Here is a 25,111-nt window from a genome sequence, read left to right as displayed (position 1 = left end):
TTCGCTGGCAGCATAGCGAGCGATCTGCCGTCCCGGGTGGTTCACGGGATGGGCCGATGATCCGAAAGAAAGCCGGTGTACCTATCATCTGATCCGCAATGGACACCATCACACTGTGGCAACTGGCCGTGCTCGCGGCGGCATCCATGCTCGTCGGCTTCTCCAAGACAGCCGTCAGCGGTGCCAACACGATCAGCCTCGCGGTCTTCGCGGCCGTACTCCCGGCCCGCGAATCGACCGGAGTGCTGCTCCCGATCCTCATCGCGGGCGACATCCTCGCCGTGCTGATCTACCGTCGGCACGCACACTGGCCCACGCTGCTGCGGCTCTTCCCGGCCGTCGCCGTGGGCGTGGTGGCAGGCACCGTCTTCATGCTGTGGGCCGATGACGACGCCGTGGCCAGGTCGATCGGCGCGATCCTGCTCTTCATGGCGGGCGTCACCGTCTGGCGGCGGCGCACCGCGGCCCGGTCCGAAGAGGTTCCGGAACAGCGGGACACGGAACAGCAGGCCACGGACAAGCAGGCCAAGGACAAGCAGGCCACGGAGCAGCGGGACACGGAACGGCCGGACGAGGGCAAACCGTCGCTGGCCGGGCGGGCCAAGGCCCGGTCCTACGGGGTGCTCGGCGGCTTCACGACCATGGTCGCCAACGCGGGCGGCCCCGTGATGTCGCTCTATCTGCTCTCCGCGGGGTTCCGGAAGCTCGGATTCCTGGGAACCTCGGCGTCGTTCTTCCTGATCGTCAACACGTCCAAAGTGCCCTTCAGTGTGGGCCTCGGGCTCATCGACGCGCAGTCCCTGCTGCTCGACGCCGTCCTGGTCCTGTTCGTCCTCCCCGGCGCGTACCTCGGCCGCGCATGCGTGGGCCGGATCAACCAGAAGCTCTTCGAACAGATTGTGATCGGCGCCACCGTGCTGGGCGGCCTCCAGCTCCTGCTGCGCTGAAGGCCGACCGGCGGCGGACGAGGCGGTCAGACGATGCTCTCGGCGATCTCCGCCTGCTCGCGGGCGTTTCCGTACGCGGCGGGAGTGCTGTACGAGCGGCGCGCGACGAACCACCACACCGTCGCCAGCACCAGCACGGCGACCAGGGCGATCGACGCGTAGTTCATCGAATCGACGGTCACCGGCGAGGACTGCGGCAACAGGAACAGCACGCTCACGATGGCGACCCACACCACGGCGATCCAGCCGATCGGCTTGGACCAGCGCCCCAGATGCCACGGCCCGCGCTCGAACCTGTCGCCGGCGCGCAGCTTGAGGTAGATGGGGATGGCGTACGCGGGAGTGATGCCGATGACGTTGATGGCAGTCACCGCGCCGTACGCGGTCGTCGAGTACAGCGAGGGCACCGCGAGCAGAGCGGCGACGCACACCGACAGCCACACCGCGGGCACCGGCGTCTGGGTGCGGGAGCTCACCTTGCGCCACAGGGCCGAGCCCGGCAGCGCGTTGTCACGGCTGAACGCGAAGACCATCCGGCTCGCGGCGGCGACCTCGGCATTGCCGCAGAACAGCTGCGCCGCGATCACGATCAGCAGCAGGGCGGTGGCGCCCGCCGTACCCAGCGCGTCGATCAGGATCTGCGCGGGCGGCACCCCGGTGGCACTGTTCTGGGTGCCCGCGTAGTCCTGGATGGCGAAGGTCAGACCGGCCAGCAGCACGAAACCGGCGACCCAGGAGACCCAGATCGCCCGGACGATGCCCTTGGCCGCCGTCACGGACGCGTTGGACGTCTCCTCGGAGAGATGGGCGGAGGCGTCGTAGCCGCAGAAGGTGTACTGGGCCAGGAGCAGACCGATCGCCGCGACGTAGAGCGGGTTCTCCCAGCCGGTGTCATTGACGAACTCGGTGAAGACGAACGACGGCGACTGGTGGTGTGAGGGCACGATGGCCAGCACCGTCACGATCACGGCCACACCGCCCAGGTGCCACCACACACTGATCGAGTTGAGCACACTGACCAGGCGGACACCGAAGAGGTTCAGCACGGCGTGCAGCAGCAGGATGCAGAGGAAGATCACCATCGTTGACCCGGGTGTGGGGTCGAACCCCCACTGCAGATTGAACAGCGCACCCGTGAACAGCGCGGCGCCGTAGTCGATGCCGGCGATCGCTCCCAGCAGACCGAGCAGGTTCAGCCAGCCGGTGTACCAGCCCCACTTGCGGCCACCGAGCCGGTCGGCCATGTAGTACAGCGCCCCCGACGTCGGATACGCGCTGGTGACCTCGGCCAGGGCCATGCCCACGCACAGGACGAACAGGCCGACACCGGCCCAGCCCCAGAGCATCACCGACGGGCCGCCGGTCGACATGCCGAAGCCGTACAGGGTCATGCAGCCGGACAGGATCGAGATGACGGAGAAGCTGATGGCGAAGTTGCCGAAGCCGCCCATGCGGCGGGCCAGAACCGGCTGGTAGCCGAGTTCGCGGAGCCGCTGCTCCTCGTCCTTCTGTGGAGCGGCCTCCGGGCTGGAGGGGGCCGACGCGGATATGGACATGGGGAAGAACCTCCGTGAGGGGACGGTGGGATGACGAGAGGGAAGGCAAGGAGAAGGAGGACCGGGTGCCCGCGGTCAGCTGTGCGGTCTTCGTCCGGGCTCGCCCTCGGCGGCGAGACACCGGCCGCGGGCCCGCAGGAACACGTCCTGCGCCCCGGCCGGACCGTCGGGCGTCCGGGTGCGGTACGCCCACGGGATCGAGGTGTAGTACGGGCCCAGTGCGCGGAACACCGGTGCCGCGTCGGCGAACTGGAGCGAACCCCACAGCGCGTGGGCCAGATGGTTCAGGTCGAGCAGGGACTGCGAGGCCGGGTCGGTGCGCGCGAACCAGATCTGCAGCGCGCGGCGGGAGTCGCGTTCGCCGTCCTCGGTGACCCAGTGCAGGTCCAGGGCCTTCTCGTTGCCGTGCTCGCGCCGGTAGCGCTCCACACGCACGTACAGCGGAAGGACATGGAGGGGGGAGCCGTCAGGCGCCGAAGAGGCGGCCCACTGAACGAAGTTGACGGCCTCCGAGAGCGTGCCGCCGGCCTGCCGGGCGTACACGAACTGCAGCATCCGGTGATAGGCCTCGCGATTGAACGGGTCCCGCTTGTCCGCCTCGGCCAGCAGGCCCCAGGGCCCCGGGAACAGCATGGGCCCCGGCGGAAGCATCCGGTGCTCGTCGAGACGCTGGCGTTCGTCGAGCTGGGACAGCGCCAGCAGGCAGACCCATGGGACCGGGTCCGCAGGTGAGGCGTGCGCCGCAGAGCGGCAGCCCTCCCAGGCCTCCTGCCACAACTCCTGTGCGCGCGCGTGCTTCTCGCGGTGCGCGCGCACCGCGCGTTCCACGACCACCCGGGCGTGCATCACGGTCGCCGCCACACTGCGCGGTTCCTCGGTCAGCCAGGCGGCGACAGCGTCGGAGCCTGCTGCAACGGTCGCGAGGACCTGGGTGCGCCGGGTCCACGACGACCAGTCCGGCGTGCTCTCCAGCAGATTGCGCATGGACAGCCAGCGTCCGGTGCGCAGGTCCTGTAACGCTCCGCGCAGTTCGTGGTCGTGTCCCGCGGGGTGGTAGACGGGCCGGAACTCACTGGGTCCCATCTGCTCGCCCCGCCCCGGTACGGCCTGTGGGAGCGGGGCGGGGTGCCGGGCAAAGCGGCACGGGGCATGGTCTGCTCGTCATGAATCCTCAAGGACGTGGGGGGTTGGGCAGTTCTGGTCATGAACTGCCGCGAAGCGTCCGGTCGGGTGCTCGGCGGTGAGTTTAGAGCGCGTCGTACCGATCATCCGGCGACTTTGCGGATCTTACTCAAGTAGGGCCTCCACGCAGGACGTTGATCGCAATCGGCTCGTTCGGACGGGATGTCCTGACGCGCTTGACGCGGGCCGTGGTCTGCACAACTGTGGGCGGAAGGAACGGATGATCACGCTCCCGCCCGGTTTCCGGGCGGCCCGCACGACTGGAGTGTCGATGACAGGCCCGGTACTCGCCATCGACCAGGGAACGTCCGGGACGAAGGCGCTGGTGATCTGCCCCGAGCGGGGGGTGATCGGTTCCGGTTCGGCCCCGGTCCGGCCGCGGTACGGGGCAGGCGGAGCCGTCGAGGCCGATCCCGCCGAGCTGCTCGGGTCGGTCCTGGACGCGGGCGGTCAGGCGGTGGAAGAGGCCGGCGAACCCGTGGCAGCCGTAGGCCTGGCGAACCAGGGCGAGACGGTCCTCGCCTGGGACCCCGGCACCGGCCGGCCGCTCACCGACGCCGTCGTGTGGCAGGACCGGCGGGCGGCGGACCTGTGCGCCGGACTTGCCGCGCACGAGGAGGAGTTGAGGCAGCTCACCGGCCTGCCTCTCGATCCGTACTTCGCCGCGCCCAAGATGGCCTGGATACGCCGTGAGCTGACCCGCGAAGGGGTCGTCACCACCAGCGACTCCTGGCTCGTCCACCAGCTGACCGGGGCCTTCGTCACGGACGCCGCCACCGCAGGGCGCACCCAGCTGCTCGACCTCCACGACGTCGGCTGGTCACCCGCCGCCCTGGAGATCTTCGGCCTGTCCGACGAGCGGCTCCCCGCCCTCGTCGACTGCGCAGGTCCGGTCGGTACCACCACCCGGTTCGGCGGCGAGATCCCCCTGACCGGACTCGTCGTCGACCAGCAGGCGGCCCTGCTGGCCCAGAACGCCCTGGAGCCGGGCAACGCCAAGTGCACCTACGGCACCGGGGCCTTCCTCCTCGCCCAGACCGGTTCCCGGCCGCGTACCAGCTCCAGCGGTCTGGTCAGCTGTGTGGCCTGGCGCCTCGGGGGACGTACGGACTACTGCCTCGACGGGCAGGTCTACACGGCAGCGTCCGCCGTGCGCTGGCTCACCGACCTGGGCGTGATCTCGGGCGCCGCCGACCTCGACCCGGTGGGGTCCTCCGTCCCCGGCACGGGCGGTGTCACCTTCGTGCCCGCGCTCGCCGGCCTCGCCGCCCCGTGGTGGCGCGGCGACCTGCGCGGCTCCGTGACCGGACTCGGCCTCGACACCACGGCGGGCCACCTGGTGCGCGCCCTGTGCGAAGGCATCGCGGCCCAGGTGGTCGCCCTGGCCGATGCCGCGGCAGCCGATCTGGGCGCACCGCTGACCGCTCTGCGGGTCGACGGCGGCCTGACCCGCTCCACCCTGCTCATGCAGACCCAGGCGGACCTCCTGCAACGGCCCGTCGAGGTCTCGGCGCTGCCCGACCTCACCGCGCTCGGCGCGGGTGCGGTGGCCCGGCTCGGGCTCGACCCGCACCTGCCGCTGCGGGAGGCGGTACCGGAGTGGAAGCCGTGCGCCGTGTACGAACCACGCATCGGCCCGGACGAGGCGGCCGCACGCCTCGACGGTTTCCGCGCGGCGGTGGACACCCTGCTGGAGCGCCCATGACGGTCACGATCACCACGGCGGGGGAGCCGGCGGCCGGCGGCGCGGACGGCACGTACGACGTCACCGTCGTCGGAGCCGGTGTCGTCGGCACGGCCATCGCACGCGAGCTGGCCGGATATCGCCTGCGCACCGCTCTGGTGGACGCCTCCGACGACATCGGCAGCGGCACCTCGAAGGCCAACACGGCAATCCTGCACACCGGTTTCGACGCCGTGCCCGATTCGCTGGAAGCCCGCCTCGTGCGCGAGGGCCATCATCGGCTCACCGCGTACGCGGCGCGGACGGGCATTCCAGTCGAGCGCGTCGGCGCCCTGCTCGTGGCCTGGGACGCCGACCAACTCGCTCTGCTGCCACGACTGCTGGCCAAGGCCGGCCGCAACGGCTACCACGCGGCACGCATCATCGGCGCGGACGAACTCGAGAAGCGCGAACCACATCTGGGTCCGGGCGCCCTCGGCGCGCTCGAAGTTCCCGACGAGAGCATCATCTGCCCCTGGACCACTCCGCTCGCCTTCGCCACCCAGGCCGTCCGCGCGGGGGTCCACCTGCATCTGAACTGCCGGGTGCTGGACGTCGCCGACGAGCCGGGCGTCCACGCACTCACCACCTCGCGCGGGATGCTGCGCACCCGGTACCTGGTCAACGCCGCCGGGCTGTACGCGGACGAGATCGACCGTCTCCTCGGGCACGAGGTCTTCACCGTGACCCCGCGCCGCGGCCAGCTCATCGTCTTCGACAAGCTCGCCCGCGAACTCGTCGGCCACATCCTCCTGCCGGTGCCGACCGCGGCAGGCAAGGGCGTCCTGGTGGCACCGACGGTGTTCGGCAACGTGCTCCTGGGCCCCACGTCCGAGGAGCTCGACGACAGAACAGCCACCGGATCCACCGCGGACGGCCTGCACCTCCTGCGGGAGAGGGGCCGCCGGATCCTGCCCGCGCTCATCGACGAGGAGGTCACCGCCGTCTACGCGGGACTGCGGGCAGCCACCGGACAGGAGGACTACCGGATCCAGGAGTACCCCACTCAGCGGTATGTCGCCGTCGGCGGCATCCGGTCCACCGGACTCACCGCGTCCATGGCGATTGCCGCGCATGTCACCGGGCTCCTCGCCCGGACCGGACTCGAACTCGGCGCACCGCGCCGACTCCCGCCGGTCACCGTGCCCAACCTGGGCGAGGCCTTCCCCAGGCCCTACCGCCGTGCCGACCTGATCGCGAAGGATCCGGCGTACGGCACACTCGTCTGCCACTGCGAGCACGTCACCCTCGGCGAGATCCGGGACGCGCTGTCCTCCACCGTCCCACCGCGGTCCCTGGACGGCCTGCGACGCCGTACCCGCGCACATGGCGGCCGGTGCCAGGGCTTCTACTGCGGCGCAGCCGTCCGCGCCCTGTTCGAGGAGGCACAAGAGTGACCCGGATCGAACGGACCGTCGACGTCCTGATCGTGGGGGCGGGCCCTGCCGGCCTGGCTGCCGGGGCCGAACTCGCCGCAGCCGGAGCGGGCCGCATCGAGATCCTGGAGCGCGAGCAGGAACCGGGCGGGATCCCCCGCCACTGCCACCACAGCGGATTCGGCGGGCGCTTCACCCGGGGAGGGATGGACGGACCCGCGTACGCCCGGCGGAGTGCGGCCGCGGCGGTACGCGCGGGCGCAGGCCTGCGCACCGGAGTGACCGTCACGGGCTGGGCGGGACCACGCACCGTGGAGACCACCGGACCCGGCGGGCTCGAACGGATCACCGCCGGGGCAGTCGTCCTCGCCACCGGCGCCCGCGAACGTCCCCGGTCCGCGCGCCTCGTCCCCGGCAGCCGCCCTCCCGGCGTCCACACCACCGGCGAACTCCAGCAGGCGGTCCACCTGTACGGGCAGCGGATCGGCACCCGCGCGGTCGTCATCGGCGACGAGCCGGTCGCGCACGCGGCTGTCGACACCCTGCGCGCGGCCGGGGTCCACGTCGTCGCCGTCGTTACGGACCGGCCCGCCGCGCCCCTCCGCGTCCGGCAGCGCCTTCCGCTGCTCACCGGCGCCACCGTCACCGGCCTCACGGGCAGGACCAGGCTGTCCGGGGTGTCACTGCGTCACGACGACGGCCGCACCACGACCCTGCGCTGCGACACCGTCGTGTTCACCGGTGACTTCGTCCCGGACCACGAGCTCGCCCGGCGCGGCGGGATCACCCTCGACCCCGGCACGCGCGGACCTGCGTACGACGCGGCCTACCGCACCTCGCGGCCGGGCGTGTTCGCCGTCGGGAACCTCCTGCACGCGGTGGAGCGCGCGGGAGTCGCGGCGGACGAGGGCAGGGCCGTGGCCGTGTCCGTGCTGCACCGTCTGTCCGGTACCGACGAGCCCTTCGGAGGCGGGCGTCCCCTGGTGGTGGACGCGCCGCTGCGATGGGTCGCACCCAACCTGACGGGCCCCGGCGGGGCGCGTCCGCTCGGGGACCGGTTCGTCCTGCGCACCGCCCGACGGCTGTCCCGGCCGCTGCTGGTCGTCAGCCAGGACGGGCGCGAACTCCACCGGCAGCGGCTGCTGTTGCCCGCAGTCCCCGGGCGGCCGTTCCATTTGGCCGCCGGCTGGCTGGACCGGGTCGACCCGCACGGTTCGCCGGTACGGATCACCGCGCTGTGAGGCGCGGGCCCGGCGTCAGGGAATGAGCAGCCAGTCGGCACCGATCGCCGCTGCCAGTCCGATGCCGAGCAGCCAGCTGCCGAGACGCGTGCGCCCGTTCCTGCTGAGCTCGATCACCACGCCGCAGAGGATGAGCGCCAGCCCGTACACCCCGACGACCAGGACGGAGGAACGGCTCGCGATGCGCAGGGCGAGGACGACGGCCATCGCGGCCATGCCGACCGAGGAGAGGACGATGCGCAGCTGCCGCGCCTGACGCGGCGTCAGTCTCCGCCCACCGGACGCGGCTATGCCCTCGTCCGTGCCCTCGTCGTGGCCGTCGTGCCCGTCGCTTCCGTCGGTGTGCTCGTCCTGCCGCTCATCGGGCTGCGGGGCCTGTTGCTGGTCCTGGTCAGAAGTGCTCATGACGCCGGATCGTAATGGCTGAGCAGGGCTGTGTTCGCGGGACCGGGGCAACACCGGCGCGATCAGGCAATGGAAGCCGACACGATGGCCGACACCGCCAGGTTGCAGGACGCCGTCACCCAGACCGCCGGGTGCGGCTCCCGCTCGACCAGTGTGGCCCCCAGCTTCCCGGGCGTGACCAGGTCGACCACGAGGAACGCCGCGGCCATCATGATCAGGCCGAGCAGCCCGAACGCGGCCGTCGACGCCAGGCCCTTGCCGAAGTCGTCGTACGTCGTCCAGATCGACGTGAACACGATGCCGCCGATGCCCAGCAGAGCCGAGCTGAGCAGCAGTGCCGCGTTGCGGTTGCGCTCCTCCCATATCTGGCGGCCCAGCTTTCCGGGCGTCAGGGCGTCGATGAGGAATATGCCGAGAACGAGCAGTACGACGCCGAGGGCCCCGTAAGCAGTGGCACGGCCGAGGCCGTTGATGATGTCGGTCATCGGGGCGTCCGTCTCCTGAGCAAGCGGTCGAAGGGCGGGTGCCGACCGAGTGATCAACACACCGTCAAGAAAGAGCAAAACCTATCGCACGGGTTGTCACCCACCGGCCCGGCCCCCCGACCGCAGCCGGGGAGCCTCCGCCGCCGCGTCCACCACGCGCGCGCCCCCGGTCCCGGAGCCCCCCGCTCCGGTGCCGGCGGCCCCCGACTCGGGGCCGGGCGGATCCACCCGACCGGCCAGTTCCCGCGCCCAGTCGACCAGCCGGTCCACGCCGATCCCGTACGGCTCCGCGTCCCGGAAGGCTGCGACCGCGGCCGCGCCCCGCCTCAACAGCCGGGCCCCGCCCGCGGCGTTGCCCCGCGCGGAATGCGTCAGCCCCACGGCCATCTGGGCAAGACCGCGCCACAGCTCCCGCTCCGCCTCGGGACCCGACTTCCACGCGTCCTCGAACACCTCGTGCGCATGGAACGGCATCCCCGCGTCCAGGAGCCGCTGCGCCTCGCGCACGGTCTCGTCGGGGGAGCGGACCACCCCCTCCGGCTGTCGCTCCACCCCCGGAGTGCCGTACGGCAGAGGGCGCCCCAGCCCGTCCCGGGGGCGCGCATTGCGCGCCCGGCCTTCGGCATCACGGTCCCTGCGGGATTCGTCCATGTCCTGATTGTGCCCCGCACCTGCGGTTGACCGTGTGAACCCTGTCCGTGGGCACCCGCGCACGACTAGGCTCACAACCTTCGCAACCACCTTGGGAAGGGGAGGCATGAAGCCGTCCCGGCCGTTGTACGAGCGCGAACCGGAACTCGCCGCCGCCGCACAGGCGGTGGACGCACTCTGCGGCGCACAGGCAGCCGGCGGTCTGCTCGTCTTCAGCGGCGAAGCAGGCATCGGCAAGACCGCGCTGCTCGGAGAGATCCGCGCGATGGCGGAGGACCGCTGCACCGTCTGGCAGGCACGCGGCGGTGAGACCGTGACGTCGGTGCCCTTCCATGTCGTACGCCAGCTCCTGCAGCCCGCGCTCGACCAGCTGCCCGCCGACGAGACCAGGGCCCTGTTCGGCGACTGGTTCGAGATCACGGCGCCCGCGCTGGGCCTCGCCGAACCGACCGGCCCGCAGCCCGACCCGCAAGGTGTCAGGGACGGCCTCGACTTCGTCGTCTCCCGGCTCGCCTCCAGGCTCAGCCACCGCCCGCTGCTCCTGATAGTGGACGACGCGCACTGGGCGGACGGGGAGTCCCTCGCATGGCTCGCCGGCTTCACCGCCAGGCTGACCGAACTGCCGGTGCTGGTCGTCCAGGCCCACCGCCCGCAGGAGCTCGCCGACCGCAACTCCGACTGGGCCATGGCCCGTACACCTGAGGACAGTCGCCCCGAGGGCCCCACGGCACTGATCCGCGTGGCCCTTCGAGCACTCACCCCCGATGCCACGGCGGAACTGGTCAGGGCCGGGCTGGGCGACCACGCGGACGACCCCTTCTGCCGCGAGGTGTGGGCCGTCACGGGCGGCAACCCGTACGAGGCGGTCGAGCTCGTCGCCAAGGCGCAGGACCGTGAACTGCCGCCGGTGGAGGAGTCCGCCGGGCTGCTGCGCGAGCTCGGCGCGTCGGCCCGCGGCAGCGGTCTCGTCGCCCGCCTCGAGCGGCTGGGCACCAACGCCAACCGCTTCGCCTGGGCCGCGGCCGTACTGGGCACCGACATCTCCCAGGAACTCGCGGCGACCCTCGCCGGCATGAGCTCGGCGGAAGCCGCCGACTGCACGGCGCGGCTGCGCGACGCCCGTATCGTCAGCGGCTTCGACCCGCTGGAGTTCGTCCATCCCCTCATCGCCACCGCGGTCTACCGCTCCATCCCGCCTGCCACCCGCACGGCCATGCACGGACGGGCCGCCTGGGCCATCACCCAGGCCGGACTCGGTGCCGCGGCTGCCTCGCGCCATCTCCTGGAGGTCCACCCGGACGACGACCAGGAGCTGGTCGCCCAGCTCCGCGAAGCCGCCGGCCAGCACCTGGCGGTCGGTGCCCCGCAAGCGGCCAGGCGCTGCCTCGAAAGGGCGCTCCAGGAGCCGCCACGGCCCCACGACAGGGCCGCCCTGCTGTACGAACTGGGCTGCGCCACCCTGCTCAGTTCCCCCGCCACCACGGTGCAGCAACTCCGGGCAGCCCTCGATACGCCGGGGCTCGACGAGACACTGCGGGTCGACGCCACGTTCCGGCTCGCCGCCGCTCTGGCCCACAACAACCAGCTCAAGGACGCGGCGCTCTCCCTCGCCGCCGAGGCATCCCGTACGGCCCCGGGCCCCGGACTTATGCGGCTCCAGGCCGCGCACTTCCTGTGGGAGGGCATGCAGGCCACCGAGAACGACGGGCCCGCACGTTCGGCACGCCTCGCCCGCAACGCCGACCACCTCAAGGGCCGCGACAACGCCGAGCGCGTCCTTCTCACCCTGCGGGCCTTCGACGCCATGCTCCGCGGCGAGAACGCCCAACTGGTCGTCGACCTCTGCGAACGCGCGCTCGTCGACGGCAGGCCGGCCCGTGGTCTCGGCTGGACCGACTCCGAATGGGGCTTCGAACTCCCCACGATGGTCGGCATCACCTACGCGTTCACGGACCGGCTCGACCGGGCGGAGGAACTCTTCGGCGAAGCAGTGCGCGCCTTCGAGATCTCCGGCTGGAGCGGCGCGCACCTCGCGTTCGCCCACACCCTGCTCGGTCTCGTCCACCGCCGGCGCGGCAGGCTCGCCGAGGCCGAGGGTTTCCTGCGCGAGGGGCTGCGCCTGGCCGACCGTGTCGGCAGCGGGCTGCCGGTCCACTGGGATGCCGCCTGCCTGCTCATCGACACCCTTCTCGCCCGCGGCCGTACGGCGGAGGCGCGTCTGGTCGCCGACCGGTACGACTTCGGGCCGCCCTACCCCAGCGCCATGGTCCTGCCCGACGCCCCGTGCGTCCGCGGCCGGCTGCTGCTGGCCGAAGGCCGTACGAAGGACGCCGTCGCCGAACTCGAGGCGGCGGGCGCCGCCCTGGAGCCCCGCGGTCGCTTCAACGGCATCTGGGCACCGTGGGCCGGCGACCTCGCCCGAGCCCTGGCCGACGACGACCCGGTCCGCGCCGCCCAGCTCGCCGCCCGTGCCCGCGTCCACGCGGAACGCTTCGGCACGGACACCGCGATCGGAGAAGCGCTGCGGTGCGTCGCGCTCTTCGCACCCGCGGAGGAGGCCGAACACCTGCTGGCCGAGGCCGTCCACCACCTCGAGGCGTCGTCGTCCGCGTACGAGCACGCGCTGGCCCGTCTCGAGTACGGAATCGCCATCCGCTCCCCGCGGGAGCTCGCCCGGGCGCAGAAGCTGGCTGTCACGTGCGGCGCCGAGGCCCTGGCAACCCGCGCCCAGCAGGTACGGACGTCGATCCGGTCCTCGGAGTGAGGTAATGTTTGCCCTGCGCGGCCACCCGGGACAACCGGGAGGAAACGCACCGGGACGTGGCGCAGCTTGGTAGCGCACTTGACTGGGGGTCAAGGGGTCGCAGGTTCAAATCCTGTCGTCCCGACGGTGCAAGAGGGCTTCGAGCCCAGGTCAGGGCCCTGCCTCACTTCGGTGAGGCAGGGCCCTGACTCGTTGGTCCTGCGCGGTGCGCGGCTTCCGCTCAGGGATAGCGGCCCGCCAGCACGCAGAACTCGTTCCCCTCCGGGTCGGCGAGTGTGACCCAGCTCTCATCTCCGGTCTGGCCGACATCCGCGTGCCGGGCGCCCAGGCCGAGCAGGCGGCGGACCTCTTCGTCCTGCTCCCTGTCCGTCGCGTTGACGTCGAGGTGAAGCCTGTTCTTGGCGGCCTTCCCCTCGGGTACGCGGGCGAAGGTCAGCGTCGGTGGCACCGGGCCGGGACGGTTCCTGCCCTCAGGAACCGCGGGAGAACCAATGGTGACGACGTCGTCGCCCTCGTCCTGTACCTCGTAGTCGAGGGCCGAGCACCAGAACCGGGCGAGACCGCCGGGATCGGCACAGTCGATCGCCAGCTCGGTGAACTTACTGGCCATGTCGGGACCTCCCGGTCGGGTAGCGGTCGTTCGCGCGTGCCTGGTGGGGTGGCCGCCCATGCCAGGAGCGGCGGAACTTCCGCCCCGTGTGCGGACCTGACGGGGCGGCGGCCGACTCCTGGCGCTCGTTCACCGGCCGTGGTGCCGCGCGGACATGCCGACGTCCATGTCCCCCCGACCGTGAGTTGACGGGTCGGGGGGACATGGACGGCATGTACGGTCCGGCGGATCAGGCGAGCAGCTTCGCCTTGGCCTTCTCGTACTCCTGCTGGTCGATGTGGCCGCTGTCCTTGAGCTCGGCGAGTTTGGCGAGTTCGGTGACATGGCCCTTTCCGGTTCCGGAGCCGCCCTCGGTCCCGGCGGCCTCCTGTACGTACTTCCGGAAGGCCGCCTCCTGGTCCTTCGCCTGCTTCACGTCCCGCTGGCCCATGCTGCGGCCGCGGACGATCAGGTAGACGAAGACGCCGATGTAGGGGAGCACGATGACGAAGATCAGCCAGGCGGCCTTGGCCCAGCCGTTCAGTGAGTGGTCACGGAAGATGTCCGTGATCACCTTGAAGAGCAGGAAGAACCACAGGACCCAGAGGAAGATGTACATCATGGTCAGGAAGAGATTGAGGAGCGGATAGTCGTCCACGGGTCTACTCCGATCGCACGAATGGTCCCTTATTCGTACATCCGGTCCCACTGAACCGCATCCGCAGGCACCCGGACGGGGCTGGCCGTTCAGGCGGAGAGAGTGCCCAGGAAGGCGAAGAGCTTCGCCCTGGTCCGCTCGATCTGCTGGTCCACGGTCAGTGACTCCTCGAAGCGCCCGCCGGGCGCCGGGAGCTTCTTGCCCCGCACGTACAGGGAGCAGTCGAGGTCGGTGCACAGGTAAATGCCCACCGAGTTCCCGTCCCTGCCCGCCTGCCCCGTCTTGCGTGCGGTCATCAGGGAGACGCCGCTGCCCGGGTGTGTCGTCAGGCAGACCGAACACATGCTGCGGTGCAGGAAGCCGCGCTGATGGGACGGGAAGCGGAGCGTGATGCCCGTGAGCTCGCCGTCCATGTCCGTGACGATGTAGCTCCGGTCCGGTGCGGACAGGTCGCGCCACCCCAGGAAGTCCAGGTCGTCCCACGGGCGGTCGTCGAGGTCGCGAGGCAGCGGCAGCCGCTTCGCCTCGCCCTTGGAGCAATTGACGAACGATGTCCGGATGTCCTGCTCGCTGACGGCTCTCATGACTACGACGCTAAGCTTGCCTATGACCTTTAGGCAAATCAATAAACGCTGTAGGTTCACGGTTCATGACTGCGGCCCGTCCGCGGCGATCCGCAGACGGTGCGCCGGCGGGTGCGCGATGGCGAGGTCCGGCCGCCAGGTCGCCAGGATCTGGGCCGACGGGTCGAACAGCAGGTCCGGCAGTTCATCGGGGCGCGTCCACCGCCAGGCGCTGATCAGATGCGGCTCGGTCACCTCGGCGACCGCGGCCTCGACGGACACCGTGGCCGCCATGGTGATCCGGATGGTCCCGGCCACCACGTCGTGCAGCATCGCGAAGACCGTCACCGCTTCTTCGGGGACGTCCAGCCCCGTCTCCTCGCGCAACTCGCGCGCGGCCGCGGCGGCGACCGACTCATGTATGGGATCGATCTTTCCGCCGGGCAGTTCCCAGGTGCCCTCGCGGTGCCTGCCGAGCAGAATCCTGCCCTGCTCGTCCTGAACGACGACGCCCACGCCGAAACCCGCCCGCGCCTCGGGCGGCCGGGTGTTGCGCGTGGGACCGTTCCCGGAATCGGCTGTCATGCCCTCTGCTCCCTGTAGCCGTGGAGTTCACAGGGCAGACTCTCAGCCCTGCGTACGCGTGATCCAGCCGTGCTCGCTCGCGTACCAGCCGAGACGCAGCCGGTTCGACGCCCCGCTGAGGTCCATGAGCCGCTTGATCCGCCGCTGTACGGTCCGCGCGCCCAGGTCGAGTTCCTTGGCGACGCCCACGTCCGTGAGGCCGGCCAGCAGCAGGGAGAGGATCTGGAGATCGATGGGCTCGGGCCCGGGCGAGGGCGCCTCCTCGATCTCGTCGCCCGCTCCGAGCGTCAGGGGCAGGCCCTGGCTCCACACCTGCTCGAAGAGCGCCACCAGCGACACCAGCAGACCGCTCGACCGGGCCACCAGGGCCGCCGGTTCCGTGGCGGGGTCGCTCAGCGGAAGCATGCCGAGCGAGCCGTCGGCGATGACCAGCTTGGTCGGAACCTCGTCGACCACGCGCACTTCCATGCCCCGGCCCAGCGACTCGGCGAGACCGGCCAGGTCGACGGTCCCGCCCCCGCGGCCGGGAAACATCTCCCGGCCGATGACGACGCGGTACTTCACGCCCCGGGCCATGGCCAGCACCTCGGCCGTGTTCTCCTCGGCGGAAACCGCGAGCGGCTGGCTGCGGATGAGCAGGCAGAGTTCCCGCTCGGCCCCCAACTGGAGTTGGGAGAAGCGCTGGGAGACCGCCTGCGCGCCGGTCACGACCTCGATCAGGTCACGCACGCCGGGTGCGACGGCCTCGGGCCGGTACTCGTCGGCCAGTCTGGCCGCCGCCAACTCCGCGCACTCCAGCTCATGGCGCTGCTGGGAGAGCAGGGGTGCCAGAGCCACCGCCGGGGGAGCACTCACCCAGCAGTCGGGCCGCTCGGCGGACCGGGTGATCAGCCCCTGGTGCTCCAGCCCGTACAGCGCCTGGAGGACATCCTTCTCCGGCAGGGTGAGGCGGCCCGCCAGATGTGCCGCGTCGGCCGCCCCGTGCCCGACCAGTTCGCGGTAGGTGATCTCCTGGACGGCATCGAGGCCTATGGCACCCAGCACAGTGTCTCCTCGGTCGAGCGTTCCGCTCAGCCGTGGAAGGCGTCATGAGGACGACTGCTCGGTGTGCGGTGTCCGATCAGTATCGGGCCCGTCGGACACACGGAAGATACATGTAGATATCAGTTACAAATCCGCCACGTGCGATCGGCAGTTCCAACGGGGTCATACCACCAGATTCAACGACGTTGCGGAGATCCCGAGCCGGACTGTCTGACCCCAGGTCAGCTCCAGTGCGTCGGCCTCCATTCCGTCGCCGAACACCACGATCCGGTCGGACTCGACGGTGAGGGCCAGTCCCTCGCCCCGGCCCAGTTCGCCGGCGACCAGTGACGTACCGGTCGCGGGAGAGGGCCATGCCTCGCGCACGAACCAGAGCAGCCGCGGATCGGACGGGCCCGGCAGCCGCAGCGCGCTGCCGCGTTCGCCCCACAGGGAGCGCAGCCAGCCCGTCGCGCCCGTGCCTGTGCCGACCAGGACGCCCGAGGAGGCCTGGGACTCCCCGGCGTTCGGGGCGCTGTCCGGGCCGATGCGGTAGCGCGCCGTCTGGTGGCCGGGCGGTCCGCAGAAGACCTCGTTCAGGGCGAGCAGCCGCTGGGTGTCGTCGGCGACGGCCTCGACCATGGTGAGCGACTCCACCCGGTCACCCGGTGCGACGGCGGCCCGGCAGAGCGCCGCCGCGTCCTGCGGGCGATGGCGCACGAGGACGCCGGGGTTGCGGCCCGGATCGGTGTCGATGCCCAGGACCGGCTGGCCGGACAGGTACTTGGCCGCGTTGGCGACCAGCCCGTCCTGTCCGACCACGACGACCACGTCCTCGGGGCCGAAGAGGAAGCGGTCGAGGTCCGCACGCTCCACCCGTGAACGGCGCCACTGCAGGGGCACGGCGGCAGCCACCTCGGTGAGGGCCTGCTGCGTACGGTGATGCCGCCCGGCCACCTCGTCGATGGACCGGCCGCGGGTCGAGAGGAAGAACGCCGCCTGGCCGTGGGTCCCGTGCCGGGCGAGCAGTTCCTCGTACTCGGTGGTGCGGTGCACGAGGACCGCACGCGGGGCCAGGCTCACGCCCGCGCCTCCGGGTCCGTCCTGCCGAGGCGGGCGAGCAGGCCCGTGAGCACGTCGGGGGAGAGGGTGAGGCTGTCGATCCGGGGCAGGTTCTCCGCCAGCCGGGTCGCGGCCAGTGCGTGCAGGGTGCCGGCGTCCACTTCCGCGTGCGCCCGGAGCCAGGCCGCCTGGGCCTCGGCGCGGGCGGAGCCGATTTCGCGGGCGGCCTCGGCCTCCGCACGGGCGAGACGCACCTTGCGGTCGGCCTCGGCCTCCGTGCGCACGCCGTCGGCCGCGGACTTCTCCTCGGCCTCACGGCGGGCGTTGATGCCTCGCTGGTCCACCAACTGCTCCTCGCGGCGGGCCAGTTCGATCTGGCTGGCGAGTTCGTTCTCCGCGATGGTGCGTTCACGCTCGACTGCGACGGCCCGGCGTTCGTAGGTGGCCCGGTCCGCCTCCTGCTGGATCTGCTCCCTGGCCGGCGTGCGCAGGGCGCGCTCTACCTCCGCCTCCGGGCGGATGGCGACGACACGCACAGCCACCACGTCGATGCCGGTGGCGGGCAGCCGAGGTTCGGCGGAGAGGCCGGACGCGACCCTTTCGCGAACCGAGGCGACCCCGTCCACCAGGGCGGTGGCGAGCGGTGTCCGGGCCAGGACGTCGAGGGTGTGCTGCTGTGCGGTCTCGGTGAGCAGGGTGGCGATCTGCTCCAGCGGTGCGCTCCTCCAGACCCCGGTGTCGGGGTCCACCGAGAAGTCGAGGCGGGCGGCGGCCTCGGCCGGGTCGCTGATGCGGTAGGTGACGGTCGCCTGCACGGTGACGTCCTGGAAGTCGGCCGTACGCGCGTGGAAGGCCATCGCCAGCTCCCGGTCGTTCACCGGGACTTCGGAGAGCGCGGCGGAGAGCGACCGGTACCAGAAGCTCAGCCCGGGACCGTCGTGGCAGAGCTCGCCCCGCTTGTGGTGGCGGATGTGGGCGGTGGGCGCGGAGCGCAGGTGTCGCCAGCCGAAGCGCCGGGTGATGTCGGCCATGGTGGTCCCCCTCTTTCTCGTCATGGCGACGCTAATGGAGCGGCGTCATATCGTCAAGAAGACGAGAACTGAGGAGGCGTCAGCGGGCGGCCAGGTGCGGGCGGGGAACGAAGCGGCCGGTCGGCGGCTTCCGTGGAAGCCGCCGACCGGCCGGTTTGCGCGCCACCCCCGTCCCCACGGTGCGGCGCGGGCGGACCGTCGTCATCCGCTCGGACGACGGCCCACGTTCATCAGGTCCGGGGCGGGGCCGCCGGGATCCGGAGTGCGGGAAGGACGGCGCACTCGATGAAGCGGGTGACGAACGCGTCGTCCGCGTACCGTCCCTCCAGCAGCGGCCGGGCGCGCATGATGCCCAGGATCTGTGCGGCGACGTACTCCGCCGCGGGGTTGTCCGCGGCGATCTCGCCGCGGTCGACGGCGCGCCGGACCATGTCGTCGATGGCGGCGATCGACGGTGCGATCAGTGCCTCGCGCAGAGCGCACAGCAGGTCGGGGCTCTGGAGCGCGGCGTGGCCGAGTGCGTGTACGAGGGTGGAGTCGCGGTCGGACGCCGTGCAGACGGCCTGGGCGGCCGCGTGCAGGTCGCCGCTCAGGGTGCCGGTGTCGATGTCCGCGAGCACCGGCCTGCGAGTGCCGTGCAGGGCGGCGACGACCAGCTCCGGCTTGGATCCCCACTGCCGGTACAGGGTCGACTTGCCGCACCGGGTGCGTGAGGCGACGCCCTCCATGGTCAGCGATTCGTAGCCGCTCTCCCGGAGCAGGTCCAGCACGGCCGTGTAGAGCTCGTGCGCCCGCTCCGGTGTGATCTTGGACCGGCGCGACGTGGGTGCCTGCTCCTGTGCGGAACCGGCCGACGGTGTGGAACCGGGCGACGACATGCGCTTTTCCCTCTCTGCGGCTTTGCGACGAGGACCCTCTGCACCCCAGTGTATCGATACGCCAGTGTACCGATACGCAAACGTATCGGTACACTGGCGTATCGATACGGCATGGACTCGACCATGCCGCCGTAACAGCGCTTCGTCAGCAAAGGGGCACGGGTGATGCACACCCGCAGCAAGCCTGCGGACCGGGAGCCGGACACCTCTGCCCGACCGCCCCTCGTCCGCGAGCTTCTTCTGGTCGCAGGACTCTTCCTCGTCTACAAACTCGGCCGGCAGGCCGCGAACGGACACGTCGAGGAGGCCTACCGCAACGCCGGGGACGTCTGGGACCTCGAGCGGGCACTGCACCTCCCCGGTGAAGGGGTCGTGCAGGGCGTGCTGCTCCACAGCCAGACGCTCGTGCAGGCGGCGAACACCTACTACGTGACCGTGCACTTCCCGGTCACCCTGCTGTTCCTGGTCTGGCTGTACTGGCGGCGGCCGATCCACTACGTGTGGTCGCGCCGCATACTCGCCGTGCTCACCGGTGCCGCGCTCGCGCTGCATGTGCTCTTCCCGCTCGCACCGCCGCGGATGCTGGACGCCGCGGCTCTCGTCGACACCGGACAGGTGTACGGCCCGACGGTGTACGGGGCCACGCCCTCGACCGACTCGATGGCCAACCAGTTCGCCGCGATGCCCTCCCTGCACTTCGGATGGGCGCTGACGGTCGCCGTCGGACTGATCGTCGCCACCCGCTCCCGGTGGCGCCTGCTGTGGCTGCTCCACCCGCTCGTCACCCTGCTCGTCATCGTGGGCACGGCCAACCACTACTGGCTCGACGCGATCGTGGTCTCAGCACTGCTCGCCGTGGTCCTCGCGGCGATCCGGCTGCCGCGTCCCGCACCCGTCCGCGCGCACCTGCCGTGGCCCTCCGCCGGGATCCCCGCGGACGGGCCCTACCTGCCCTCGCCCGTCCCGAGCCCCGCGTACGCATCCGCGTCCGGGCCGTACGCACGATCCGGAGCACCGCGATGAACGCCACACTCGTCGCCGTCGCGCTGTCACTCGTCTCCGCGGCCGCCTACGCCGCAGCCGCGGTGGCGCAGGCGCGCCTCGCAGGCCGTACCGAACCGTCCGCCGGAGTGCTGCGCCTGATGGGTCGGGGTGCCTGGTGGTCGGCGGTCAGCCTGAACGCCGGCGGGGCGCTGCTGCACGTCGCCGCGCTCAAGTACGGACCTCTGACGCTCGTCCAGCCGCTCGGCGCGCTCACCCTCGTCGCGGCCGTTCCGCTCGGAGCCCGTGCCGCCGGTCGCAGGGTCAGCCCTACGGAGTGGCGCGGCACGCTCCTCACCCTGCTCGGTCTCGGCGCCCTGCTGACGGCCGCGGGAGGCGCAGGGCCGCACGACACGCTCAGCCTGCCCGAGGCCCTCGCCGTCTCCGCCGTGACGATGGCGCTGGTCGCCGGCCTCAGCCGTCCCGGCGCCCGTCCGGGCCTCCGGCACGCTGCGGCATCCGGCATCACCTCGGGCGTGGCTTCCGCGCTCACCCAGACGCTCACGGTCGCGGCCACCGACCACACCGGTCCGCTGCTCAGCTGGCGGCTGGTGACGGTGGCTCTGCTCATCTCCGTGTTCGCCATGGGCGGCCTGCTGCTGTCCCAGACCGCGTACCGGGGCGGCCTCGGCGCCCCGCTCGCCGTGGTCACCCTCGCCAACCCGATCGCCGCCGCCGTGATCGGCCTGGCTCTGCTGGGCGAACGCCTGCAGAGCGGCGTGACCGGCCTGGTCCCGGCACTCCTCGGCACGGCGGCCGCGGTGCGGGGCGTGATTCTGCTCAGCCGCGCCCAGCAGCGGACCGCACCCGGCCCGTCCGGTGCGGACACGCCGTCGCGGGTCGTCACCGGCAGCGCGTCGATCGCGAGCAGGCCGCCCGTCACGAGCCCGGTCGGCACGAGCACGGTGAACAGCAGCCCGGTACAGAGCGGCCCGGTACCGAGCAGCCCGGTACCGAGCAGCCCGGTCGGCGGCAGCCCCGGCACGGGCAGTCAGGTCATCGGCGGCCCGCGGGCCGCCCACCCGGTCGGGCTGAGGCCCGAACCCGTCAGGACATCGGTCGGCGGCCCGTAGGGCCCGGCTTCACACAGCCGGGTCGTCCTCGGTCCCGAGCCCGTCCAGATCGCCGATGGCCCGGGTCAGCCAGCCGGTCCAGAAGGTCTCCAGATCGATGCCCCCGCGCAGCACCAGATGCCGCAGGGTGTCCTCGTCCGCGGTCCGCTCCGGCGGGAAGTCCCGCTCCTCGATGTCCAGGTACTCCCGCAGCTGCCGCTCGTGCAGGGCGAGATGCCGGCGCAGCTCACCGGCCAGCCCCGGGGCCCCGACCACTGCCGCCGCCCGCATCCGCAGCAGCAGCGGATCGCGGACCGGGCGCGGGTCCTCGGACACCGCCACCCAGGCCGTCAGCTCGTCGCGGCCCGCGGGCAGGACCTCGTACTCCTTCTTCTGCCCGCGGGCCGGCTGCGGCGACGGCAGGACCCGGATGTGCCCGGCCTGCTCCAGTTTCCCCAGCTCGCGATAGATCTGCTGATGCGTCGACGGCCAGAAGTACCCGATCGACCGGTCGAACCTGCGGGTCAGCTCCAGCCCCGACGAAGGCTTCTCGAGCAGGGCGGTGAGGATCGCGTGCGGGAGGGACATGGAGTGCATCCTAAGGAGGGGTGGAGCGGGCCGTCACAGCGCTGCGGCGAGCTCCGTGCCCTGGCGGATCGCGCGCTTGGCGTCCAGTTCGGCGGCAACATCGGCGCCGCCGATCAGATGCACCGGACGGCCTGCGGCACGCAGCTCCTCGTACAGCTCACGGCGCGGTTCCTGGCCCGCGCACAGGACCACGGTGTCGACCGGGAGCAGGTGCTGCTCCCCGTCGACGGTGAGGTGCAGGCCCTCGTCGTCGATGAGGTCGTACGAGGCGCCCGCGATCATCGTGACGCCGCGGTGGCGCAGTTCGGTGCGGTGGATCCAGCCGGTCGTCTTGCCGAGTCCGGCCCCGACCTTGGTCGCCTTGCGCTGGATCAGATGCACCGTGCGGGGCGACTTGGGACGCTCGGGGGCGCGCAGTCCGCCGCGGTCCGCGTAGTCGGTGTCCACGCCCCACTGCCGGAAGAACACCTCCGGGTCCAGGCTTGCCGCGTCCCCGCCGTCGGTGAGGAACTCGGCGACGTCGAAGCCGATGCCGCCGGCCCCGACGACCGCGACCCGGTCGCCGACCGGCGCCCCGTCGCGCAGGACGTCCAGGTAGCTGACGACACTCGGGTGCTCGACGCCGGGGATCGCGGGGGAGCGGGGCTCGACCCCGGTCGCCAGGACGATCTCGTCGTAGCCGTCGAGTTCGGCGGAGCCGGCACGCGTGGACAGCCGGAGCTCGACGCCCTCCTCGGCCAGCCGGGTACGGAAATAGCGCAGCGTCTCGTTGAACTCCTCCTTGCCGGGCACCCGGCGCGCCACGTTGAGCTGGCCGCCGATCTCGTCGGCCGCGTCGAACAGCGTCACCGCGTGCCCGCGCTCGGCGGACGTGACCGCACACGCCAGACCGGCGGGACCTGCTCCGACCACGGCGACACGCTTGCGGGTACGGGTCGGGGAGAGCACCAGCTCGGTCTCGTGGCAGGCCCGCGGATTGACCAGGCAGGAGGTGATCTGCAGGCTGAAGATGTGGTCCAGGCAGGCCTGGTTGCAGCCGATGCAGGTGTTGATCGCGTCGGCACGCCCCTCGGCCGCCTTGGCGACGAAGTCCGGGTCGGCGAGGAACGGCCGCGCCATCGACACCATGTCCGCGCGGCCCGAGGCGAGGATCTCCTCGGCCAGCTCGGGGGTGTTGATGCGGTTGCTGGTCACCAGCGGTACGGAGACGGCGCCGCGCACCTTCTCGGTCACCCAGGTGAAGGCGCCGCGCGGCACGGACGTCGCGATGGTGGGAATGCGTGCCTCGTGCCAGCCGATGCCGGTGTTGATGATCGTCGCGCCGGCCGCCTCGATCTCGCGGGCGAGCTGGACGACCTCCTCCAGGGTGGAGCCTCCGGGCACCAGGTCCAGCATGGAGAGCCGGTAGATGAGGATGAAGTCGGTGCCGACCCGCTCGCGTACCCGGCGCACGATCTCGACGGGGAACCGGATGCGGTTCTCGTAGCTGCCGCCCCAGCGGTCCTCGCGGCGATTGGTGGCGGCCACGATGAACTCGTTGATCAGATAGCCCTCGGAGCCCATGATCTCGACGCCGTCGTAGCCCGCGCGCTGTGCCAGTTCCGCGGCCCGCACGAAGTCCTCGATGGTCTCCTCGACCTCGTCGTCGGTCAGGGCGTGCGGGGTGAACCCGCTGATCGGCGCCTTGAGAGCGCTCGGTGCGACCAGGTCGGGGTGGTGTGCGTAGCGCCCGAAGTGCAGGATCTGCATCGCGATCCGGCCGCCCGCCGCGTGCACCGCCGCGGTGACCTCCGCGTGCTGCGCCGCCTCGGCCTCGTTCGTCATCTTGGCGCCACCGGGGAAGGAGCAGGCGCGGGCACTGGGGGCGATACCGCCGGTGACCATGAGGCCGACGCCGCCGCGCGCGCGGGCCGCGTAGAAGGCCGCCATCCGCTCGAAACCGCGCTCGACCTCCTCCAGACCGATGTGCATCGATCCCATCAGCACCCGGTTGGGCAGGGTGGTGAATCCGAGGTCGAGCGGGCTCAGCAGGTTGGGGTACGGGCTCATCCGGGTCTCCTCGCACAGTGTCGTCGTGCCAGTTGTAGACGAGGGGAACGTCATTGTGCAACTAGTTGCACAATGACCTGCGTCGCACTCGGTGACTCCCGGAGCGCAGCCCCCGCACGGGCGGCCCCCGAACGGCCCAGCACTGCCGCACCCCGCCGCCCGCGCCCGACGACAGTGGATTCGTACGGTTTCGCACCTCCGCTCGTTCCGCGTCGACGGGAGACTCCCATGACCTGCATCAACCGGCGTGACCTCGGACTTCTCATACTCAGGGTCGGTACGGGAGCCGTGCTGGCCGCCCACGGCAGCCAGAAGCTCGCCGGCTGGTTCGGCGGCGGCGGTATCGAGGGCACCACTGCGGGAATGGAGGCCATGGGCTTCCACCCGCCGAAGTACAGCGCCGTGGCCGCCGGCCTCGGCGAGGCCGGCGGCGGGGTGCTGCTGGCCCTCGGTCTCGCCACCCCGGCCGCCGGAGCCGCCGCGGCCGGCACGATGGCCGGTGCCGTCGCCGTCCACGCCCCCGCGGGCTTCTTCGCGATGGGCGGCGGCTACGAATACCCGGCGTTCCTCGGCTTCACCGCCGCCGCGATCGGTCTGACGGGTGCCGGACGCTACTCCCTGGACCACGTCACCAACCATGTCCTCGACCGGCCGTGGACGCTCGCCCTCGCCTTCGCCGGCAGCGCCCTGGGCGCCGCGGCCGTCGTGGGCCGGCGCGCCAAGGGGCAGGTGGAGGCCGCCGCCGAGGAGGAGTAGGGGCGTGTCCGTGGCGCCGGGCCTGCATTGATCGCCGCTTCGGGGGCAACCGGCAATTCATGAATACAAACGCGTTGTCGGCGGACGGACGTCGTACCGCCCGAAGAGCCGCGAACAGCAAGGCCGTGGCCGCAGGCGCCCGGGCGGGGTTCGTCGCGCGCGGGGTGATCTACCTCCTGGTCGGACTGCTCGCCCTGCGCATCGCCTTCTCCGACAGCGGCGGGAAGCAGGCGGACCGCGGCGGCGCCATCGCCGAGATAGCCGAGAAGCCCTTCGGGAGCGTCCTGCTCTGGGCGCTCGGTGCGGCACTGGCCGGGATGGCCCTGTGGCGCCTGTCCGAGGCGCTCTTCGGACTGGCGGGCCCCGACGGTGACAAGCCGGGCAAGCGCGCCATGGCCGCCGCCCGCTTCCTCTTCTACGGCTTCGTGTCGTACTCCGTGCTCTCCTACGCGGCGGGCGACCAGGGCAGCGGCAGTGGATCGAGCGACCGGCAGACCGACGACGTCACGGCGAAGGCCCTGGAATGGACCGGGGGCCAGTGGATCGTCGGGATCGCGGGTGCCGTCGTCGTCGGGGCGGGGCTCTGGATCGCCTTCCGGGCCGTGACCCGCAAGTACCGCAAGCACCTGAAGATGTCCGAGATGACGCGGAAGGTCCGCCGGGCCGTCGACTTCTCCGGCATGTTCGGCGGCGCGGTCCGCGGCATCGTCTTCGCTACGGCAGGCGGGTTCGCCGTCGCCGCCGCGGTCCGGCACGAACCGGGCCGGGCCAAGGGCATGGACGACACCCTGCGCTCCTTCACCGAAACTCCGGCCGGCCCCTGGCTGCTCGCACTGATCGCGCTCGGCCTGGCCGCCTTCGGCGCCTTCTCCTGGGCCAACGCCCGCTGGCGCAAGGTCTGAAGAC

The 25,111-nt window shown here is 71.5% G+C and carries 24 protein-coding genes and 1 tRNA gene; 10 read left to right on the top strand and 15 right to left on the bottom strand.

Annotated elements, in window-relative coordinates; genetic code table 11:
- Positions 1–98: 98 nt before the first annotated feature.
- Complete coding sequence (locus tag OG257_RS05410; protein ID WP_329205208.1) at positions 99–947, top strand: sulfite exporter TauE/SafE family protein; 849 nt, start codon at positions 99–101, stop codon at positions 945–947.
- Between the two features lie 26 nt (positions 948–973).
- Here OG257_RS05410 and OG257_RS05405 read toward each other — a convergent pair whose 3' ends face one another.
- Both OG257_RS05405 and OG257_RS05400 read right to left on the bottom strand, forming a co-directional pair.
- The gene (locus OG257_RS05405) at positions 974–2,503 is read right to left on the bottom strand and encodes an amino acid permease (RefSeq protein ID WP_329205206.1); all 1,530 of its coding nucleotides are present in this window, start codon (positions 2,501–2,503) and stop codon (positions 974–976) included.
- A 75-nt stretch (positions 2,504–2,578) separates the two neighbouring features.
- Positions 2,579–3,586 carry a hypothetical protein gene (locus tag OG257_RS05400; protein ID WP_329205204.1) on the bottom strand — a complete coding sequence of 336 codons (1,008 nt, stop codon included), beginning with the start codon at positions 3,584–3,586 and terminating at the stop codon, positions 2,579–2,581.
- 370 nt (positions 3,587–3,956) lie between these two features.
- Between OG257_RS05400 and OG257_RS05395 the strand changes: the two genes are divergently transcribed.
- From OG257_RS05395 to OG257_RS05385, 3 genes are read left to right on the top strand one after another with little or no spacing between them, the layout of a single operon-like run.
- A complete protein-coding gene (locus OG257_RS05395) occupies positions 3,957–5,390 on the top strand; it encodes an FGGY family carbohydrate kinase (protein WP_329205202.1) in 1,434 nt (477 codons plus the stop codon).
- On the top strand, positions 5,387–6,805 hold the full coding sequence (locus tag OG257_RS05390) for an NAD(P)/FAD-dependent oxidoreductase (protein WP_329205200.1): 1,419 nt from the start codon (positions 5,387–5,389) through the stop codon (positions 6,803–6,805). The genes OG257_RS05395 and OG257_RS05390 overlap by 4 nt, the downstream gene beginning before the upstream one ends.
- Positions 6,802–8,025, top strand: a complete 1,224-nt coding sequence (locus OG257_RS05385) for an FAD-dependent oxidoreductase (RefSeq protein ID WP_329205198.1) — start codon at positions 6,802–6,804, stop codon at positions 8,023–8,025. The genes OG257_RS05390 and OG257_RS05385 overlap by 4 nt, the downstream gene beginning before the upstream one ends.
- Positions 8,026–8,040: 15 nt before the next feature.
- Here the strand turns inward: OG257_RS05385 and OG257_RS05380 are convergent, their stop codons facing one another.
- The 3 genes from OG257_RS05380 to OG257_RS05370 form a co-directional block, all read right to left on the bottom strand.
- The gene (locus OG257_RS05380) at positions 8,041–8,430 is read right to left on the bottom strand and encodes a hypothetical protein (RefSeq protein ID WP_329205197.1); all 390 of its coding nucleotides are present in this window, start codon (positions 8,428–8,430) and stop codon (positions 8,041–8,043) included.
- A gap of 62 nt (positions 8,431–8,492) precedes the next feature.
- Positions 8,493–8,915, bottom strand: coding sequence for a DUF350 domain-containing protein (locus OG257_RS05375; protein ID WP_329205196.1), 423 nt, complete (start codon positions 8,913–8,915; stop codon positions 8,493–8,495).
- A 96-nt stretch (positions 8,916–9,011) separates the two neighbouring features.
- Positions 9,012–9,566: a DUF309 domain-containing protein gene (locus OG257_RS05370; protein WP_329205195.1), complete on the bottom strand. Its 555-nt coding sequence runs from the start codon at positions 9,564–9,566 to the stop codon at positions 9,012–9,014.
- A gap of 106 nt (positions 9,567–9,672) precedes the next feature.
- Between OG257_RS05370 and OG257_RS05365 the strand changes: the two genes are divergently transcribed.
- Both OG257_RS05365 and OG257_RS05360 read left to right on the top strand, forming a co-directional pair.
- Entirely contained in the window at positions 9,673–12,330 is a 2,658-nt protein-coding gene (locus tag OG257_RS05365; protein WP_329205193.1) for an ATP-binding protein, read from the top strand.
- Positions 12,331–12,380: 50 nt separating this feature from the next.
- A tRNA-Pro gene (locus OG257_RS05360) sits at positions 12,381–12,454 on the top strand.
- 96 nt (positions 12,455–12,550) lie between these two features.
- Here the strand turns inward: OG257_RS05360 and OG257_RS05355 are convergent.
- The 8 genes from OG257_RS05355 to OG257_RS05320 form a co-directional block, all read right to left on the bottom strand.
- Positions 12,551–12,940: a VOC family protein gene (locus tag OG257_RS05355; RefSeq protein WP_329205191.1), complete on the bottom strand. Its 390-nt coding sequence runs from the start codon at positions 12,938–12,940 to the stop codon at positions 12,551–12,553.
- 229 nt (positions 12,941–13,169) lie between these two features.
- A complete protein-coding gene (locus tag OG257_RS05350; protein WP_329205189.1) occupies positions 13,170–13,577 on the bottom strand; it encodes an SHOCT domain-containing protein in 408 nt (135 codons plus the stop codon).
- Between the two features lie 89 nt (positions 13,578–13,666).
- A complete protein-coding gene (locus OG257_RS05345; RefSeq protein ID WP_329205188.1) occupies positions 13,667–14,161 on the bottom strand; it encodes an FBP domain-containing protein in 495 nt (164 codons plus the stop codon).
- 63 nt (positions 14,162–14,224) lie between these two features.
- Positions 14,225–14,725: a nucleotide triphosphate diphosphatase NUDT15 gene (locus OG257_RS05340; protein WP_329205186.1), complete on the bottom strand. Its 501-nt coding sequence runs from the start codon at positions 14,723–14,725 to the stop codon at positions 14,225–14,227.
- A gap of 42 nt (positions 14,726–14,767) precedes the next feature.
- On the bottom strand, positions 14,768–15,769 hold the full coding sequence (locus OG257_RS05335; RefSeq protein ID WP_329205185.1) for a helix-turn-helix transcriptional regulator: 1,002 nt from the start codon (positions 15,767–15,769) through the stop codon (positions 14,768–14,770).
- 162 nt (positions 15,770–15,931) lie between these two features.
- On the bottom strand, positions 15,932–16,831 hold the full coding sequence (locus OG257_RS05330; protein ID WP_329205183.1) for a hypothetical protein: 900 nt from the start codon (positions 16,829–16,831) through the stop codon (positions 15,932–15,934).
- A complete protein-coding gene (locus OG257_RS05325) occupies positions 16,828–17,841 on the bottom strand; it encodes an SPFH domain-containing protein (RefSeq protein ID WP_329205181.1) in 1,014 nt (337 codons plus the stop codon). The genes OG257_RS05330 and OG257_RS05325 overlap by 4 nt, the downstream gene beginning before the upstream one ends.
- Before the next feature lie 230 nt (positions 17,842–18,071).
- Complete coding sequence (locus tag OG257_RS05320; protein ID WP_329205179.1) at positions 18,072–18,719, bottom strand: TetR/AcrR family transcriptional regulator; 648 nt, start codon at positions 18,717–18,719, stop codon at positions 18,072–18,074.
- Between the two features lie 165 nt (positions 18,720–18,884).
- On the opposite strand from OG257_RS05320, the gene OG257_RS05315 reads away from it, so the two are divergent.
- Together OG257_RS05315 and OG257_RS05310 are read left to right on the top strand one after the other, a co-directional pair.
- A complete protein-coding gene (locus tag OG257_RS05315; protein WP_383809613.1) occupies positions 18,885–19,742 on the top strand; it encodes a phosphatase PAP2 family protein in 858 nt (285 codons plus the stop codon).
- A complete protein-coding gene (locus tag OG257_RS05310; RefSeq protein WP_329205174.1) occupies positions 19,739–20,833 on the top strand; it encodes a hypothetical protein in 1,095 nt (364 codons plus the stop codon). Before OG257_RS05315 ends, OG257_RS05310 begins: the two co-directional genes overlap by 4 nt.
- Before the next feature lie 9 nt (positions 20,834–20,842).
- On the opposite strand, the gene OG257_RS05305 is transcribed toward OG257_RS05310, so the two are convergent.
- Positions 20,843–21,400 carry a PadR family transcriptional regulator gene (locus OG257_RS05305; RefSeq protein WP_329205173.1) on the bottom strand — a complete coding sequence of 186 codons (558 nt, stop codon included), beginning with the start codon at positions 21,398–21,400 and terminating at the stop codon, positions 20,843–20,845.
- A gap of 33 nt (positions 21,401–21,433) precedes the next feature.
- Positions 21,434–23,449, bottom strand: a complete 2,016-nt coding sequence (locus tag OG257_RS05300; RefSeq protein WP_329205171.1) for an NADPH-dependent 2,4-dienoyl-CoA reductase — start codon at positions 23,447–23,449, stop codon at positions 21,434–21,436.
- A 228-nt stretch (positions 23,450–23,677) separates the two neighbouring features.
- Between OG257_RS05300 and OG257_RS05295 the strand changes: the two genes are divergently transcribed.
- Together OG257_RS05295 and OG257_RS05290 are read left to right on the top strand one after the other, a co-directional pair.
- On the top strand, positions 23,678–24,205 hold the full coding sequence (locus tag OG257_RS05295; protein ID WP_329205169.1) for a DoxX family protein: 528 nt from the start codon (positions 23,678–23,680) through the stop codon (positions 24,203–24,205).
- A gap of 59 nt (positions 24,206–24,264) precedes the next feature.
- Positions 24,265–25,107 carry a DUF1206 domain-containing protein gene (locus tag OG257_RS05290; protein ID WP_329205167.1) on the top strand — a complete coding sequence of 281 codons (843 nt, stop codon included), beginning with the start codon at positions 24,265–24,267 and terminating at the stop codon, positions 25,105–25,107.
- Positions 25,108–25,111: the final 4 nt, after the last annotated feature.

This window comes from Streptomyces sp. NBC_00683 (assembly GCF_036226745.1).
In the GTDB taxonomy this organism is placed as follows: domain Bacteria; phylum Actinomycetota; class Actinomycetes; order Streptomycetales; family Streptomycetaceae; genus Streptomyces.
This window is presented reverse-complemented; position numbering and strand designations above follow the sequence as displayed.